Below are 13720 nucleotides of genomic sequence, written 5' to 3'. Positions count from 1 at the left end.
CAGCCGGTCGATCATCAACGCCTCATCCGGACCCGAAGCAGGCCGAGCCCGCAGCAATGTCGGCACCATCCACCCCCAGCGCACTCCTCAACACACCGTGTATACCCATAAGTTGAGGAATTCAGCACTACGCCGCATGTATGAAGCGGCCTCAGCCTTCGGCGGCCTCGTCAGCCGCTTCCTGCCAGATGAGCGGGTAGCGGTCGGAGAGCTCCTTCTCGATCCAGGCGAGCCGAGAGGACAGGGGCGCCAGACGGTGCGGTGGTGCCGGGGCCGCCAACAGCGCCAGCAGCAACGCGCGGGCACGCAGCAGGACCATGGGTGACGTGGTTCCCGCGGCGAGCAGGTCGTCCAAGCCGACCCTGACGAAGTCCTTCCAAACCGGCAGTTTCAGAATCACGAGGACATTGTCGTCGCTGTCCGTGAACGCGCCCGGGGCGGTTCTGACGAGGCGGCCGAGCAGGCCTTCCATGGCGTCCAGTACCTGCACCGCGGTCGCGGGATCGTTGACAGCCGGCGAAAGTGCTCGCAGACCGATGTCGGACAGCAGACGGAATGCGAAGGTCGGGTCCTGGCGGAAGGTCCGCTCCCGCCCTGCGATGACCGCTTGCACCACCTCGCCGTCGACCAGGTCTCCCCCGCGGATTTCCGCCAGGGTGGTGCCGTGCTGAATGGTCGCGCCGACCGCCACCCGCATCACCACTACGGATCCGGCTCTGGTCGCGGCCGTCATCAGGTTAAGGATGTCGAGTTGCTCCACGATGGTGGTGGTGCCGGGCCATTTCACCGTGGAAAGCAATGGCGGCAAGCGCGGCTGATCGCTCTCGCCCTTGGAACGCCCGATGCCGCCATCGGGGTAGAAGGCGTCCACGATCTCGTGCGCACGCTGCGTCGTAATCGCCAGGACGTGGGCGAGCTGGATCGACTCGAAGGCGCGCACTTGAAGGTTCCGTACGAGGCCGAGGGCGACAAGGGTCAGCACCAGTGCCAGGACCGGAACCAGAACGGAGGTGTCGGGCTTCGCGCCGATGGCCAGGGTCGCACTGGTGCTGTAGACGAGCAGTCCCATGACGAAGCCGAAGGTCCGCCACACCGTCGGATCGGTACGGAAGAGCGCCAGGCGCGGAGTGAAGCTCCCTGCGGCCCACTGCACCACCAAGAAGAGCAGCGAGAAGATCAGACTGGCCACGCCCACGACGGCAAGAGCCACGGTGACCAGGACCTCGACCGTGCGGGTGGCGTCGACCCGCAGTCCGCCGTCCACTCTCGGGACGAGCAGACCGAGGAGCAGCCCCGCGCCCGAGCAGATCAACTGGGTGAGCCCAGCGCGCAACCGGCGCCGAGGACGCACGACGCGCACGGCCATGTTGTGCTCTCCGACCGGCAGTCTTTCCATCGTGTTCACGACCCCCAGATGAGGTACTGCCGCAGAATCCGTGCCAGGGCTCCTGCTGGGACGATCACGTCGGCCTCCGCGGCGTCGTGGGGCACCCCTCCAGCCACAGTCGTACAGCGCCCGGAGACAGGCAACTCGCCGACATCGAGATGCGGGCCTTCAGCGACGGCCGGCTGGGCTAGGTCAGCGCGCTGATGGCATCGCCGGCGAACTTGGTGCCCAATACGATGAGTAGCACCGCCGTGATCGCGGCGTTGTGGGCTGCCATCCATGTCTTCCAGGACTGCAAAATCGTGACCGCACGATCGCCACCGAGCAGGAAGACACCCAGCGGTACCAAGGCACACAGTGAGCCGATCAGCACGAACAGCCCGATGGCCACCGTTTTACCGCCACTTCCGGCCGAACTCGACGCGATCGACAATGCGCCGCCGACCGCCAGAATCAAGTTCTTCGGACTCACCCCGACCAGTGCGGCAGCCAGCAGAGCAGACTTGGCCGGCGAGAAGGCTTCGATGGACTCCATCCACCTGGGCAACTGTGCCTCCTGGCCATCCTGCGGCCGGCCGCGCCACTGCATCCCCGCGAGCAGGAGCAATAGGATCCCCAGCGCCAGCTTGACCCACGAGGTCCAGCTCGCCGGGTCGCTGCTGACGCGTGCGTCGGCCCCACTCCCGGCCAGCACCACGATGACGCTGACCACAGCCAGGGTGACCATCCACGCCGCGGCGAACGCAGTCCCGTTGACGCGCCCACGCGGTGTGGCCAACATCAGCACAATGGCGATCAGCGGAATCGGACTGACGGCAATACCGACCGCGGGGACCAGCATCTGCCCAATGGCGTCACCCACGGCGGCCTCTTTTCCTCGGTGATGAGAACTTGCGAACGGAACGACATAATGCGCCAGCTGACTATTCGCTGAAGCTTAATACGGTTGCGACGGGCTGCGTCGGGGGCGCGGACCAGATCGTCCAGCGTGGGGCTGTACACCTCCCAGACACCGTGGAAGTCGCTGCGCCTGCCGGTCTTCTTCACCGGACACGGACCGGGGATTCGGGAGCAGCGGATCATGTCAAATGGCCGTACTCCACCTGCGACGTGGATCTCCTGGCCGTCGTGGATCTCCTGCCACGGCCGGCCGGGGCACGATCAGCGACCACGAGGCGCCGTGAAGCACCTCGGATAGTTTCCTCGCCGTCGTCGTCCATGACGGCACAAGCCCGTCCCGTCGGGCGACCGGGCTCTGCGTCCCGCCAGGCGTCTCGAAATGGCCGACACTTGAATCTCCCAGGCAATCGCAACGGTTCCGACAACGGTCACGTCGATCGCCGGGCTCGGAGCGGTCCCCCACCACGACTTGGAAGCCTTCGCGGCCCACCGGTCGTGGCGATGCCCTCCTTCAAGGCCGTGTGCTCATCGCTCTCCGCATTGGCCAGGTGCGCGCTGGTTGTGAGGGATTGAAGTGGACGGCTCCACGCAGTCCGTTGCGGAAGCGCAGGAACATCCATGCAGGACAGTGCGGCCGTTTCTCACGGCACTCCAAACCCCGCTCCGGAACCGGACGCCTGTCCTCGTATATGAGCTCCCACAGGTTCGAGATCTTGAGCGAGACTGAAATTTTCGGAAGCCATGCTCTGATTGCCGAAACTCTGGCCGATGCTGTCAGCCCGCCCGTCCCGCGGCCCGGTCGAGCTCCTCGCCGAGCGTCACGGCGGCGTCGATGAGCGCCAGGTGGGTGAATGCCTGGGGGAAACTGCCGAGCTACTCGCCAGACGGTCCGATCTCCTCGGCGAACAGACCGACATGGTTGGCGTAGGCGAGCATATTGTCGAACGCGTACCGAGCTTGGTGGATGCGGCCGGCCTTGGCGAGGGCCTGGACATAGAGGAAGGTATACAGGTTGGAGGTTCCCTCGGAGCCCCTCAGCCCGTCGGGGGAGACTGCCGGGTCGTAGCGGTAGACGACTGGCCCATGCCGATTGCAACGGTGATCAGCTGTCCTCGCGTGCTCAGTGACAATCAGACACAGGTCTTCCCCCGACCGCTCCCTGGCCGGCCAACCGCCCGTCCTCAGCAGCTGCAAGGACGCCGACGCCGCCCCGGGCGGCCCCATGCGAGGGACTATCCAGGTGCTGCGTTCACGTTCGAGGTGCTTGGGCGCGCAAACGCCGGGAAAGATCTCGATGTTCTCGAGGAGAGCTGGATACGCGCAGGGGGCGGGAAATCTTCGGTTCCTGGAAGTGTATTGACCAACAAGCGAGTCCAGATGGTTGACAAGAAATACAAGGCCGCTGGAGGTACGGTATGCTAGTGAAATATCAGCAAGGGGATATTGTTGCAATTACCATTGCAGAGACTTCGGTTGCTTTTGCTCAGATTTTGATGAAGATGCGTAGAAATATCTTCATTGCGGTATTCTTCGGAGCTGTCAGCTCTCTGGAGTCGCCGGATCTTGAGTCGCTCAATGTCGATGATCCACGGCTTGTGGTTGAGACGATGGATTTGCGCGTGCGTGACGGGTCGTGGAGGATTGTCGGCCGCCGCACGCCTGCGGAACGCCTGCTGAATCCAATCTTCAAAGTTCCAGTTGGGATTGGGGAAGAGTTCCATATTCAGGACATTTATGGAACCGTAGGCAGGCCCGCATCTCCGCAAGAAGTGAAGCGCCTCAGGATGCAGAAGTCATATTCTCCTGCCGTTGTAGAGAAGGCTGCCCGCGCCCTTCACGGATTGGAGCCCTGGCTTGCAATTTTCGATGAGTTACGACCTGGCGTTGATCTCTAACGAGCTCATGCAGGCTGGCTGCGGCGCGTGGTGGCCTGAAGTCGCGCGGCTGGGTGGAGCCGGTGGTCGCTCCGCCGGACCCACGGCACATCGTCGCGCAACAAGTGCTGGCCCTCTGCTTGCAGGAGCATCGCGTCGGTGACCGACTGTGGCAGGAATGGTGGGGAGAGCTTGGCCCCTTCGGAAATTCGGCCGAACCTATCGTGCGACACCTGATTGACGAGGGATTCCTGGACCGGGACGGAGGGATGCTCTTCATGGGTCCCGAAGCCGAACGCCGCTTCGGATACCGACACTTCATGGATCTCACCGCAGTGTTCACGGCGGCTCCGGAATTCGCGGTGCTGTCGGGTCACTCCGAGATCGGCACGACCAATCCCGCGCTACTGACAGAAGAGGTGCTCGGTCCTCGGCGTCTGCTCCTTGCAGGACGGAACTGGCAGGTGACGTATATCGACTGGTCCCGGCGGCGATGCTTCGTCGAACCGGTCGATGGCGGCGGCAAAGCGCGCTGGGGAGGAGTAGGTTCCGGCCGGACCACATCGTATGAACTGACCCGCGCGGCAAGAGAAGTACTGCTCGGCTCCGACCCGCCGGTGCCCCTCACCGTGCGTGCCACGGCTGCGCTGGCCCAGGCGCGCGAGGGCAGTTCGGAACTGGTCCACCCGGACGGGACCGTCATCGTCAGGGGCGGGCGTGACACCAACTTGCGCTGGTGGACCTGGGCCGGTTACCGGGCCAACGCCACCCTGGCCGCCACACTCACCACGATCGCCGATCCTCTCCAGAGGCCAACGGACACCTGCATCCGACTTCGCGAGGACGTGACGCCCGCGGAATGGAGGAAGGCCACTGCAGAGGCCGTCGACCAGCTGTGTCTTCCCGCAGTGGATGCGCGTGCGCTGAACGGCCTCAAGTTCAGCGCAGCACTGCCAACCCGGCTCGCGGAGGCCACCCTTGCCGCACGGCTCGCGGATCTGGAGGGTGCGGCGGCTGCGCTCAGAGAGCCGTCCAGGTTCACGATGGTGGGACCGTGACTTCGATTCTGCACCCCCCAGCACGGCGGCATGCGGGCCGCCATCAGGTCAGCGACGACGAACTCGGTCGGCATTAGGTGCGGATGTCGCGCTGTTGTACGTCCTTGAGGATGCTGGCCACAGTGGCGAAGTCGTTGTCTACGTGGAGCACGGTGTGGCCGTGGTGGACTGCGGTTGCGCAGACGAGTAGGTCGATCGCGCCGGCGGAGCGGTGCTGGCTGCGCTGGGTGAGTTTGTACTGGGCGGTGTCCACCCAGCGCCAAGCGTTCTTCGGCACCGCCGAGAGCGGGCACAACGCGTCCAGTTCCTCAGCCAATTCGTCCCGGTGGGACGGACTGGTGGCCGAGTACAGGAACTCGGTCCGGGTGGGTTCGCAGACGCGGAACACCCCGGCGGCAATGTGCCCCTCCCAGGGCCGGAGCGCCCCTGGGGTGCGGAACAGATGCCACAGCGCCGAAGTGTCGAGGAGATACGAAATCACTCGAAGGCCGCCCGCCGGGCCTGCTTAACAGCGTCATGGGCGGCGGCGGCCTGATCGAACTCACCTTGGGCCCCGCGGGCAGCCAGCTTCTCGGCGGCCTCCAGCCGCTTGACCCGGTCCACGTAGTCGCGCAGGGCCGCGTTGACCGTCTCCTTCTTTGTCGTGACGCCCATCAACCGCATGGCCTCTGCCAGCGCCTCGTCGTCGAGATCAATCTGGGTGACCGACACAACCACCATCTCCCTGATGTTGATGTATGCATCTACGATACATCGCCAACATTGACGGCGGCAGAAGCAACGCATCCCGCGTCGTCGATGGCGATGGTGTCCCAGTGATTCATGGCGCGACCACCTGCCGATGGGACGTTCGGCGGCGGGGTCAGTCAGGGGTAGCGAGGTCATTAAGGGGCACGGGTTTTCGCCCGACCGCTCCCTGGCCGGCCAACGGTCCGTCCGCAACGGCTGTCGAGGCGCCGACGCCGCCTTGGCTGGCTCTCACCCCGACTGCACGGCATGTGCTGCACGGCCATGCCTCAAGCCAGGTCCGAGCATCCCCCCGCTTCTGTCCACCGATGACGCCAGGGACTGCGGCATCTGAGACTCGGATGGGGAGGGAGCTGTAGGGCCTCGGCGCGCAGATCCGCCCGGCCGACTGAATGGTCAGGGTCGCATCGGTGTTCCAGCTGGGCCGTTTCCAGTACGGGCCGTTATCTGAAACCGACCTGGCGCACTCAAGCAACGCTGCTACCCGCCCTGACCCGATCCCCGCGTCCCCACCACGTCCCCACAACTTGTGCTGCGACCCTCAAGGACAGCCAAGCTCCGGCTGGTGACCAAGTTGATCAGCCACAAAACAGCAGGTCAGCGCGTTGGACGCCATCCAAGGCGGAAGGAAGCTACGCAATGCTCCATCCAACTGAGCAGCGGATTGAGTCCGTTGGGCCCAAGTTCATGTTTTGAGGTCCCAGACGCGACGTTTCCGCAGGTCAGAGGCCTGCACGGGTGGGGCGGGTGGGACTCGAACCCACGACCGACGGATTATGAGTCTCCATGTATTTACTATCCGTCACTTCGCGCTACTCCGACTTACTCCGCCAGACTCCACTTTCAGCAGGTCAACGGGCTGTTCCCGCCGCCCGTTACTCCGCCCCGCTCCGGCTGAAAACGCCCCGATCCGTGGCTCTCGGGCCAGCAGCGGGCCAGCAGAAAGGCCCTGCCACCTGCGGTGACAGAGCCCCTGACCTCTCGCATACATTCTACGCCGCATACCCGTTGTCAGCGCCTGGTCGTACCGTTGCTGGCATCCATCAATCCACGCTGGCTGCGCGGAACCTTGGACAGGACGAAGGCCGACCCCCACAGCGCGAGGGCCGGCCTTTCGCCTTCGACCTACTCCGCGGGCGCCTCCACCGGGGCAGGCTTCCGGGCACGGGGCACCAGGGCGGCGGCCCGCTCGGCGATCTCCAGATCCACTTCGTGTAGCAGCGACGTGTACGTGTCGCCGGCAAGCTTGATGCTGGAGTGCCGCAGCGTCTCCTTGATCGCCATCAGGTCGCCGCCGCCCGCGTGGATGAGCGTGGCCGCGCAGTGCCGTAGGTCCCGCAGGTTGATCGGCGGCAGCTCGGCGTCACGGCAGATCTTCCGGAACGTCTCCGAGACCTTCTCCGGGTGCAGCCATTCCCCGAGCGGTGTGGTGAACGCCTTCCCGGTCTCGACCCACTTCGCGCCGGCCTTCTCCTTCTCGACCAACTGCCGGGCCCGGTGCTCACGCAGCACCTCGACGTTCACCGAGTCCAGGCCGATGGTGCCCGCGGATCCGTCGGTCTTCGGCTTCGTCTCGATGGGGGTCCACCCGTCGACCACGATCTCCTTCGCGACGGTCAGGGTCTGGCGGTCGAGGTCGATGTTCGCCCAGTCCTGCCCGACGCCCTCGCCGCGGCGCAGGCCGCGGAACGCGATCAGATGGAAGAACGCGTACAGCCGGTCGTCCTCGGCGACGTCGAGGAACGCGCCGACCTGGGGGGGAGTCCACACCATGACGGGTGACGGCTTCTCGCCGGTCTCCCGCCAGCGTGCGACGTGCTGGTCAGTCCACAGCACGGCCTTCGGGCGCTTGCCCGACTCCAGCTCGACGTGCGCGGCCGGATTGAAAGTGATCAGCTGCCGCTTGATCGCAGCGTTCAGGGCGGTCCGTAGCGTGGCGCGGATCCGCTGCTTCGTGGCCGGCCCGGTGACGAGCCGGTACGGGGGCATAGCCGCGAGCTTCTCCCGCTCGACGGCCAGGCGCTCGGACTCGGCCGCCGGGGGCCGGCTGGCCTTGCCCCACTTCGCGCGGGCCGCCTGCTCACGCCGGGCCGCGTTCTCCGCGAGGACTACTTCGTTGAGGTCGTCGATGCCGTCGAAGAACTCCTGGGCGTGGCCGACGTTGAAGCGGTCGACCCGGTAGTGGCCGATGCCTGGCTTCAAGTGGACGCGTATGTGTGACTGGTAGTTCTTCGTGGTGGTCAGCCGTGTCTTCTTCGTCGCTACCCACGTGTCGAGCCACTCGCCGAGGGTTGTCTGGCCGTCGAGCGGTACGCCGACGCCGAGCTTCCGGGACACCCCGACGGCCTCGGGGATCTCCAGGCGGTCGCGCATGACGTCGGCGAGCAGGTCACCGACACGCAGCTGGGCGTCGGTGTCGTCGCCGGCCAGGTCGAGGATCGCGCGGATCCGGTCGAGGTCGGCCTGCGCGTCCTTGAGGCTGCCGTACCCGGTGCGCCGGAACGGGCGCCGCTTGCCGTCCTTGTCGAGCGGCAGCTCCTGGCGGAGTGCTAGCGCCCCGTGGTTCTTCTTCGCCAGCTGCGGGCACGACTGACCCAGTAGCTTCCCACCTGGATCGCGGCACTCGCAACGCTTTGATACACCACCCGCACGGCGCGTATTTGACATCTCTGTTCCCCTTCGGACTCAGAAAGGCGGTTCGCCCAGCCCATGAGACCCATCGTCGCCTGTTCCGTCTTTTGGCGTATCGAGTCCATCAATGTCCCGCTGTTGGTCCAATCGCTTGATGTTTCTAACGAAATTAAGGACGGCAGCTTCCGAAGCCTCCTCAATGATGGCCTTCAGGGTCTCAGGGTCGAGATTGAGCCGCTTTCTGATGGGGTCGGACTCAAACAACGGGCCTCTCGATACCAGCTCATCTTCTAGATCGAGTCGATTTTCCTCTGCCTCGCCGACTGAGTCCCAGTAATCGTCGGACTCGTCACGCCAGTTGAAGGCCTGGCTGCCTGGGGTCCAAACAAGTCCATGCACTCTGAGCAGGCGGTTTACCTCGTCCGACAACCCCTGGACGAATCGCTCCTTTGGGAGCACGTAGTCGAGCACGCTCAGATCCATCATCCAGGACTTACCGGGATCCTGCGGCATGTCCTTGAGGTCATCTTGGAGGACTGGATCGCCTTCGGTGATCTTCCTCATTACGTATTTATGACGAGGGGCCGCGCCGGTAGTGATGGGCAGGAGAAAGCTGGCCACTGGCTTTTGGAAGATGAAACAAAAAGCCATGATCTCATTTGCGTTGAATTCCTTAATGCGGCCAGTTTGCCAGGATCGTTCTGCGGCGCTGACCGTGGCGTTTGTCCACTGCTTCCCGGTCACCAACGTGAGTTGGGCTGCGCACTCCTCCTGTGTCCAGCCGCTTGACCTACGGGCACGCATGAAGTTGTAGGCAACTAGCTGGTTGATCGTGTAAGCGTGCCGAGCTTCGTCGTCCCCGCTGTTGAGGGGCTCCGGGGCGGAGGGTGGGGGCTCAGTCGTCATGGGAACAGTGTAGACCCCGAGGCAACATCAGTGAAGAACCACTGCACATTGATGCGCAAGTCCGCTTGCCTCGGGGTCACTTCCCTCTCTATTCTCTCTGCATGCGCACTACTTCAACACCCGTGAGCATCGATCCTCCCTTGAGAGCCGTCCGGGTAGCACATGGGATGACGCTGAGGGACGTAGCCCACCGCTCCGAGATCGACCCCGGACATCTCTCGAAGGTCGAACGAGGGCAGAAGCAACTGTCGCTGGACTCCCTCTACCGACTCGCCGTGGTCTTGGAGCTCCGTGAGCTTGCGACGCTCCTCAAGCCGTACCTATCTGAACGGCCGACCCCGTGACTTCGACCGCGGCTGCTCGCCGCCCGACGCTCACGCCTGCTGAGATCTACTCCTTGCCGGCCATGTGCCCGGCACAAACCACCATCTGCGATGTCACCGGCATCGGCGCCTCGATGTACTTCGAACTGCTCGCCGCCGGAGACCTGCCCATCCCGACCACCAAGCTCGGGCGGCTCCGCTTTGTGAAGCGCGCGGACATCCTGCGCTTCTGTGGCCTGCCCGAAAACGACGACAGGGCCGAGGTTGCACCCTCAGCCCTGCCTGTCGAGCGCGACAACGAACCCACCGGTAAGTAGAGAACGAAGGAACACGCATCATGACCACTGTCGCACAGGCGTCAACGGTGACGCCTCCCCGCTCTGACCAGCGCATGGACCTGGCCGCACGCCCCGTCCCGGCCTGCCCGATCCACGGCTGGTGTGACGAGATCGGCGCCCACACCGTGCACCTCTCCCGCTGCGTCACCGTCGCCACCCCGGGGCCCGTGCACTTCGAGTTCGAGGACGTCACCAGCACCGTCGGCGTCGAGGTGAGCCTGCACGCCGAAGACGACACCCCGAGCGGCTGCAAGGGCTCTGAGCCCTCGGTCTCGTTCGGCGTCGTCGGCGAGTACTGGAGCCTCACGGCCGCCGAGCTGCGTGCCAAGGTCGGGGAGTTCCGGGCGGCGCTGCCCCTCATGGAAGCTCTCGCTAGCCAGCTCGACGGCATCGACCCGGAGCCGGCCGGGAAGGTCCGCGTCACGGTGCCGGGCGCCCGTCAGCCGATCCTGAGCGCCGAGGTCTACACGTACGACCGCGCGGACGGCGAGGACATCGAGGGCAAGCCCACCGCGTGCCTGTCGGTGTGGACTGAGCCGGAGTCTGAGGCCGAACTCGACGTCGCCGGAACTGACCAGCTCATCGCCGACCTTGAGGCCGCTCTGCCTCGGCTCCGCGCGCTCCGCGACCAACTCGCCGCCCTTGAAGCGGGCAGGGCTCCGGTCTGCGTGGCGCACCATCCGGACCTCGTCGCCTCGAACGCCGCGGAAGCCAACTTGGGCGAGTAGCTCGGCTGCGGGCGCTGCTGGGGGCAGCGCCCGCGCCCCGCGTCACGACCCATCTGGCCCGCGCAGAAACGAGTGCACCGTGACCGGCGTAAACGACAGCGACGACGCGACCCCCGATCGGCGTCATATCGCCGAGCGCGCTCGCTTCCACATCACCCTCGGCGCCCTTCGCGCCGCCCTGGAAGAGCAGCCCAGCCCTGCGAGCGTCCGCGCCACGTACCGCCGCTGGACCACCGCTGCTGCACAACTCGCAGACGAGGTCGCCAAGAACATGCAGAACAAGAACGAGGAGGGCGACCAGTGACCGACGGCATCGCCTTCAACCGGCTCGCCGACCTGCTCCAGTCGCGAGGCGAACCCGCTCGGTACAGCGGCGGCGCCCTCCGAACCCGTGGCATCTGCCACGACGGAGACGCGGACAACACCGTGGCGATCAAACGGGGCAGCAACGGCGGCGTCGTCATCTTCTGCCACAAGTGCCAGGGCAACGCCGAGTTCCTGGACGCGATCGGCTGGACCGAGGCCGATCTGTTCGACGAGCCGATGCCTGAACGCGAGCGGCCAGACCGACCGGCGGACAGCACTTGGATGCCGTGCACCAAGGACGGTCACAAGCGGGTCGCCGAGTACCGGTACGACGACGAGCAGGGCGGCCTGGTGCATGGCGTCGTGCGCTGCGACCGCAAGGATTTCTACCAGTGGAGGCCGGACCCGACCAACAAGTCCGGGCGCCGCTGGAAGCTCAACGACGACCAGGGCAAGCGGCTCGTCCGCACCATCCCGTATCGGCTGCCGCACGTCCTCAAGGCCGTCGCCGAGGGCGCCGTCGTGTGGGTGTGCGAAGGGGAAAAGGACGTGCACGCGCTCCTCGACCACGGGCTGGCAGCCACCTGCAACGCGGGTGGAGCAGGCAAGTGGACGGCCGAGCACGCCGCGTTCTTTCAGGGCGCAGACGTGACCATCGTCGCCGACCGCGACGAGCCCGGCGAGCAGCACGCGAAGGCCGCGGTCGAGACGCTGCGCGCGATCGCCCGAAGCGTGTACGTCGTCCAGACCCTCACCGGCAAGGATGCTGCCGACCACTTCGAAGCCGGCCACAACGACACCCAGTTCGTTCAGGTCTGGGCACCCGTCCCGTACCCCGGCGACCCGGTGGTGGCCGAGTGACGACCGAACCGGCCTTCCTGCCCCGAATCATCAAGCCCGACTGGAGCACGGGAGTTCACGGCGAGGACGCGACGGACTGGGATGAGCCAGTACCGCTGGCCCCGCCGCCGCCCATCCCGCTGGACGCCTCCAAACTGCGGGGCATCGGGAAGATGGCCGAGGCAGTCGCGAAGAGTCTGCAGGTGCCCGTCGACCTGCCCGCGTGGCTCGGCATGGCGGTCGCCTCCACCGCGATCGGCGGCCGGCGGACCGTCTCGCCGAAGACGGACTGGGTCGAGCCCGTCACGCTTTACACCATGCCCGTCGCCGCGCCCGGCGAGATGAAGTCACCGGCACTCACCCACATGGCGAAGCCGATCTACGAGGAGCAGAAACGGCGCCGCGACCTCGACAAATTCGCCGTCGCACGCGACCAACAAGACCGCCGAATCGCCGAAAGCTGCGTCTCCGACTCCGAGACCAAGATCGTGAAGGCCGACACTCCCGAGAAGCGGAAGAAGGCACGCGACGCCCTGGACCTCGCCCGCAACGAACTCGAAGCCATGGGCGACCCAGAGGTTCTCACCCAGCTGATCGCCGACGACACGACGCCAGAAGCCGCCGTCGACATCATCGCCGAGCAAGGACAGCGCCTCGCCGTGCTCTCCACCGAATCGTCGTTCCTCGCCAACGTCGGCGGCCGCTACAGCAAGTCAGCCAACCCCGAGATCGTCCTCAAGGCGTGGAACCACGAGCCCCATTCGGTGAACCGCAAGGGCGGCAAGGTGCTCATCCTTGACCGGCCGAACCTCTCCCTGGGCCTCGCCGTCCAACCCGGCTTCCTGACCGGCATGGGCGAGACCGGCGACGTGTTCGAGGCCCGCGGTCTCATGGCCCGGTTCATCTTCTCGATGCCCGAGAGTCGCGTCGGTGACCGCGAGTACGACACCGACTCGATCCCCGCCGAGGTCCGCGCCACGTACAACGCGGCCGTCGTCCGCATGATGGAAACACTCTGGGACAACGAGCAGTACCTGGAGATGGACCTCGACCCGAAGGCGAAGGAGCTCTTCAAGACCTTCTGGGAGGCCCTGGAGCCGCGCCACAAAGCGCACGGCGACCTGGCCGCCGTCGAGGGTTGGGCTAAGAAGCTACCCGGCCAGGTACTCCGCATCGCCGCCGTACTCACCCTGTTCGAAGCGCCGGACAGCCTGACCGTCAGCGGCGAGATCATGGACGACGCCATCAGCCTGGTGCCGTACATGATCGGTCACGCGCGCCTGGTCGCGGATCTCATGTCCTCGGAGCGACAGTCCAAGCTCGGCCCGGCGCGGGCGGTCTTGGACTGGCTGCGCCGTACCCAGACGATCGGCAGGTTCCCCGCCGGCGACGTCGAGAAGGGCGTGCGGGGCCAGCAGTGGTGCACCTCCATGGAGGACGTGGACGCGGCGATCAGCCTTCTCCTGTCGTCCGGTTGGCTGCGCCGGATCGATCCGCCTGAACGTCCCGAGGGAGCGAAGGGCCGTCCACAGAAAGCCCGGTTTGTGGCGCATCCCGCCGTCTTCGACCCTCGGCCCCTCTGACTTATCTCCATTAAATCCATGCCAGTGGGAGGTCGGGACTTATGTCCAGGGCCCCCTAAGAGGCCAATTTTGAACTAACTCTAACTCTAAGTAATCAGA

The 13720-nt window shown here is 65.4% G+C and carries 13 protein-coding genes and 2 pseudogenes; 8 read left to right on the top strand and 7 right to left on the bottom strand.

Annotation, left to right across the window (positions count from 1 at the left end):
• Positions 1–151: 151 nt before the first annotated feature.
• From O3W51_RS27030 to O3W51_RS27020, 3 genes and pseudogenes are all read right to left on the bottom strand, one after another.
• Complete coding sequence (locus O3W51_RS27030; protein ID WP_232486053.1) at positions 152–1396, bottom strand: DUF2254 family protein; 1245 nt, start codon at positions 1394–1396, stop codon at positions 152–154.
• A gap of 178 nt (positions 1397–1574) precedes the next feature.
• The gene (locus O3W51_RS27025) at positions 1575–2249 is read right to left on the bottom strand and encodes a GAP family protein (RefSeq protein ID WP_138356742.1); all 675 of its coding nucleotides are present in this window, start codon (positions 2247–2249) and stop codon (positions 1575–1577) included.
• Positions 2250–3061: 812 nt separating this feature from the next.
• Positions 3062–3364 (bottom strand): annotated as a pseudogene (locus O3W51_RS27020) (glycoside hydrolase family 15 protein); the annotation flags it as partial.
• 338 nt (positions 3365–3702) lie between these two features.
• On the opposite strand from O3W51_RS27020, the gene O3W51_RS27015 reads away from it, so the two are divergent.
• Both O3W51_RS27015 and O3W51_RS27010 read left to right on the top strand, forming a co-directional pair.
• On the top strand, positions 3703–4182 hold the full coding sequence (locus O3W51_RS27015; RefSeq protein WP_138356743.1) for an Imm26 family immunity protein: 480 nt from the start codon (positions 3703–3705) through the stop codon (positions 4180–4182).
• A gap of 41 nt (positions 4183–4223) precedes the next feature.
• A pseudogene (locus O3W51_RS27010) lies at positions 4224–5219 on the top strand (DEAD/DEAH box helicase); the annotation flags it as partial.
• A gap of 73 nt (positions 5220–5292) precedes the next feature.
• Here O3W51_RS27010 and O3W51_RS27005 read toward each other — a convergent pair.
• From O3W51_RS27005 to O3W51_RS26990, 4 genes are all read right to left on the bottom strand, one after another.
• On the bottom strand, positions 5293–5700 hold the full coding sequence (locus tag O3W51_RS27005; protein ID WP_138356744.1) for a PIN domain nuclease: 408 nt from the start codon (positions 5698–5700) through the stop codon (positions 5293–5295).
• Positions 5697–5930, bottom strand: coding sequence for a type II toxin-antitoxin system VapB family antitoxin (locus O3W51_RS27000; protein ID WP_138356793.1), 234 nt, complete (start codon positions 5928–5930; stop codon positions 5697–5699). Before O3W51_RS27000 ends, O3W51_RS27005 begins: the two co-directional genes overlap by 4 nt.
• Positions 5931–7091: 1161 nt before the next feature.
• Positions 7092–8633, bottom strand: a complete 1542-nt coding sequence (locus tag O3W51_RS26995; protein ID WP_269287594.1) for a site-specific integrase — start codon at positions 8631–8633, stop codon at positions 7092–7094.
• Positions 8634–8651: 18 nt separating this feature from the next.
• Positions 8652–9503, bottom strand: a complete 852-nt coding sequence (locus tag O3W51_RS26990; protein ID WP_269287593.1) for a hypothetical protein — start codon at positions 9501–9503, stop codon at positions 8652–8654.
• A 122-nt stretch (positions 9504–9625) separates the two neighbouring features.
• On the opposite strand from O3W51_RS26990, the gene O3W51_RS26985 reads away from it, so the two are divergent.
• From O3W51_RS26985 to O3W51_RS26960, 6 genes are all read left to right on the top strand, one after another.
• Positions 9626–9847 (top strand): helix-turn-helix domain-containing protein, encoded by a 222-nt coding sequence (locus O3W51_RS26985; protein ID WP_269287592.1) that lies wholly within the window; start codon positions 9626–9628, stop codon positions 9845–9847.
• Positions 9844–10143, top strand: coding sequence for a hypothetical protein (locus O3W51_RS26980; protein WP_269287591.1), 300 nt, complete (start codon positions 9844–9846; stop codon positions 10141–10143). Before O3W51_RS26985 ends, O3W51_RS26980 begins: the two co-directional genes overlap by 4 nt.
• Before the next feature lie 20 nt (positions 10144–10163).
• A complete protein-coding gene (locus O3W51_RS26975; RefSeq protein WP_269287590.1) occupies positions 10164–10892 on the top strand; it encodes a DUF6907 domain-containing protein in 729 nt (242 codons plus the stop codon).
• Positions 10893–10971: 79 nt separating this feature from the next.
• On the top strand, positions 10972–11196 hold the full coding sequence (locus O3W51_RS26970; protein ID WP_269287589.1) for a hypothetical protein: 225 nt from the start codon (positions 10972–10974) through the stop codon (positions 11194–11196).
• A complete protein-coding gene (locus O3W51_RS26965; RefSeq protein ID WP_269287588.1) occupies positions 11193–12059 on the top strand; it encodes a toprim domain-containing protein in 867 nt (288 codons plus the stop codon). Before O3W51_RS26970 ends, O3W51_RS26965 begins: the two co-directional genes overlap by 4 nt.
• Entirely contained in the window at positions 12056–13621 is a 1566-nt protein-coding gene (locus O3W51_RS26960) for a YfjI family protein (RefSeq protein WP_269287587.1), read from the top strand. The genes O3W51_RS26965 and O3W51_RS26960 overlap by 4 nt, the downstream gene beginning before the upstream one ends.
• The last annotated feature ends 99 nt before the right edge of the window (positions 13622–13720 follow it).

The organism is Streptomyces sp. H39-C1, assembly GCF_027158125.1.
In the GTDB taxonomy this organism is placed as follows: domain Bacteria; phylum Actinomycetota; class Actinomycetes; order Streptomycetales; family Streptomycetaceae; genus Actinacidiphila; species Actinacidiphila fildesensis.
Note: the sequence above shows the minus strand (reverse complement) of the source record. Positions and strands in the feature narration are given on the sequence as shown.

What these genes read in the sequence shown, in the direction of transcription:
- O3W51_RS26975 (WP_269287590.1), top strand. Translation starts at nt 10,164, where the DNA reads ATGACCACTGTCGCACAGGCGTCAACGGTGACGCCTCCCCGCTCTGAC.
- O3W51_RS26995 (WP_269287594.1), bottom strand. Translation starts at nt 8,633, where the DNA reads ATGTCAAATACGCGCCGTGCGGGTGGTGTATCAAAGCGTTGCGAGTGC.
- O3W51_RS27030 (WP_232486053.1), bottom strand. Translation starts at nt 1,396, where the DNA reads ATGGAAAGACTGCCGGTCGGAGAGCACAACATGGCCGTGCGCGTCGTG.
- O3W51_RS27015 (WP_138356743.1), top strand. Translation starts at nt 3,703, where the DNA reads ATGCTAGTGAAATATCAGCAAGGGGATATTGTTGCAATTACCATTGCA.
- O3W51_RS26990 (WP_269287593.1), bottom strand. Translation starts at nt 9,503, where the DNA reads ATGACGACTGAGCCCCCACCCTCCGCCCCGGAGCCCCTCAACAGCGGG.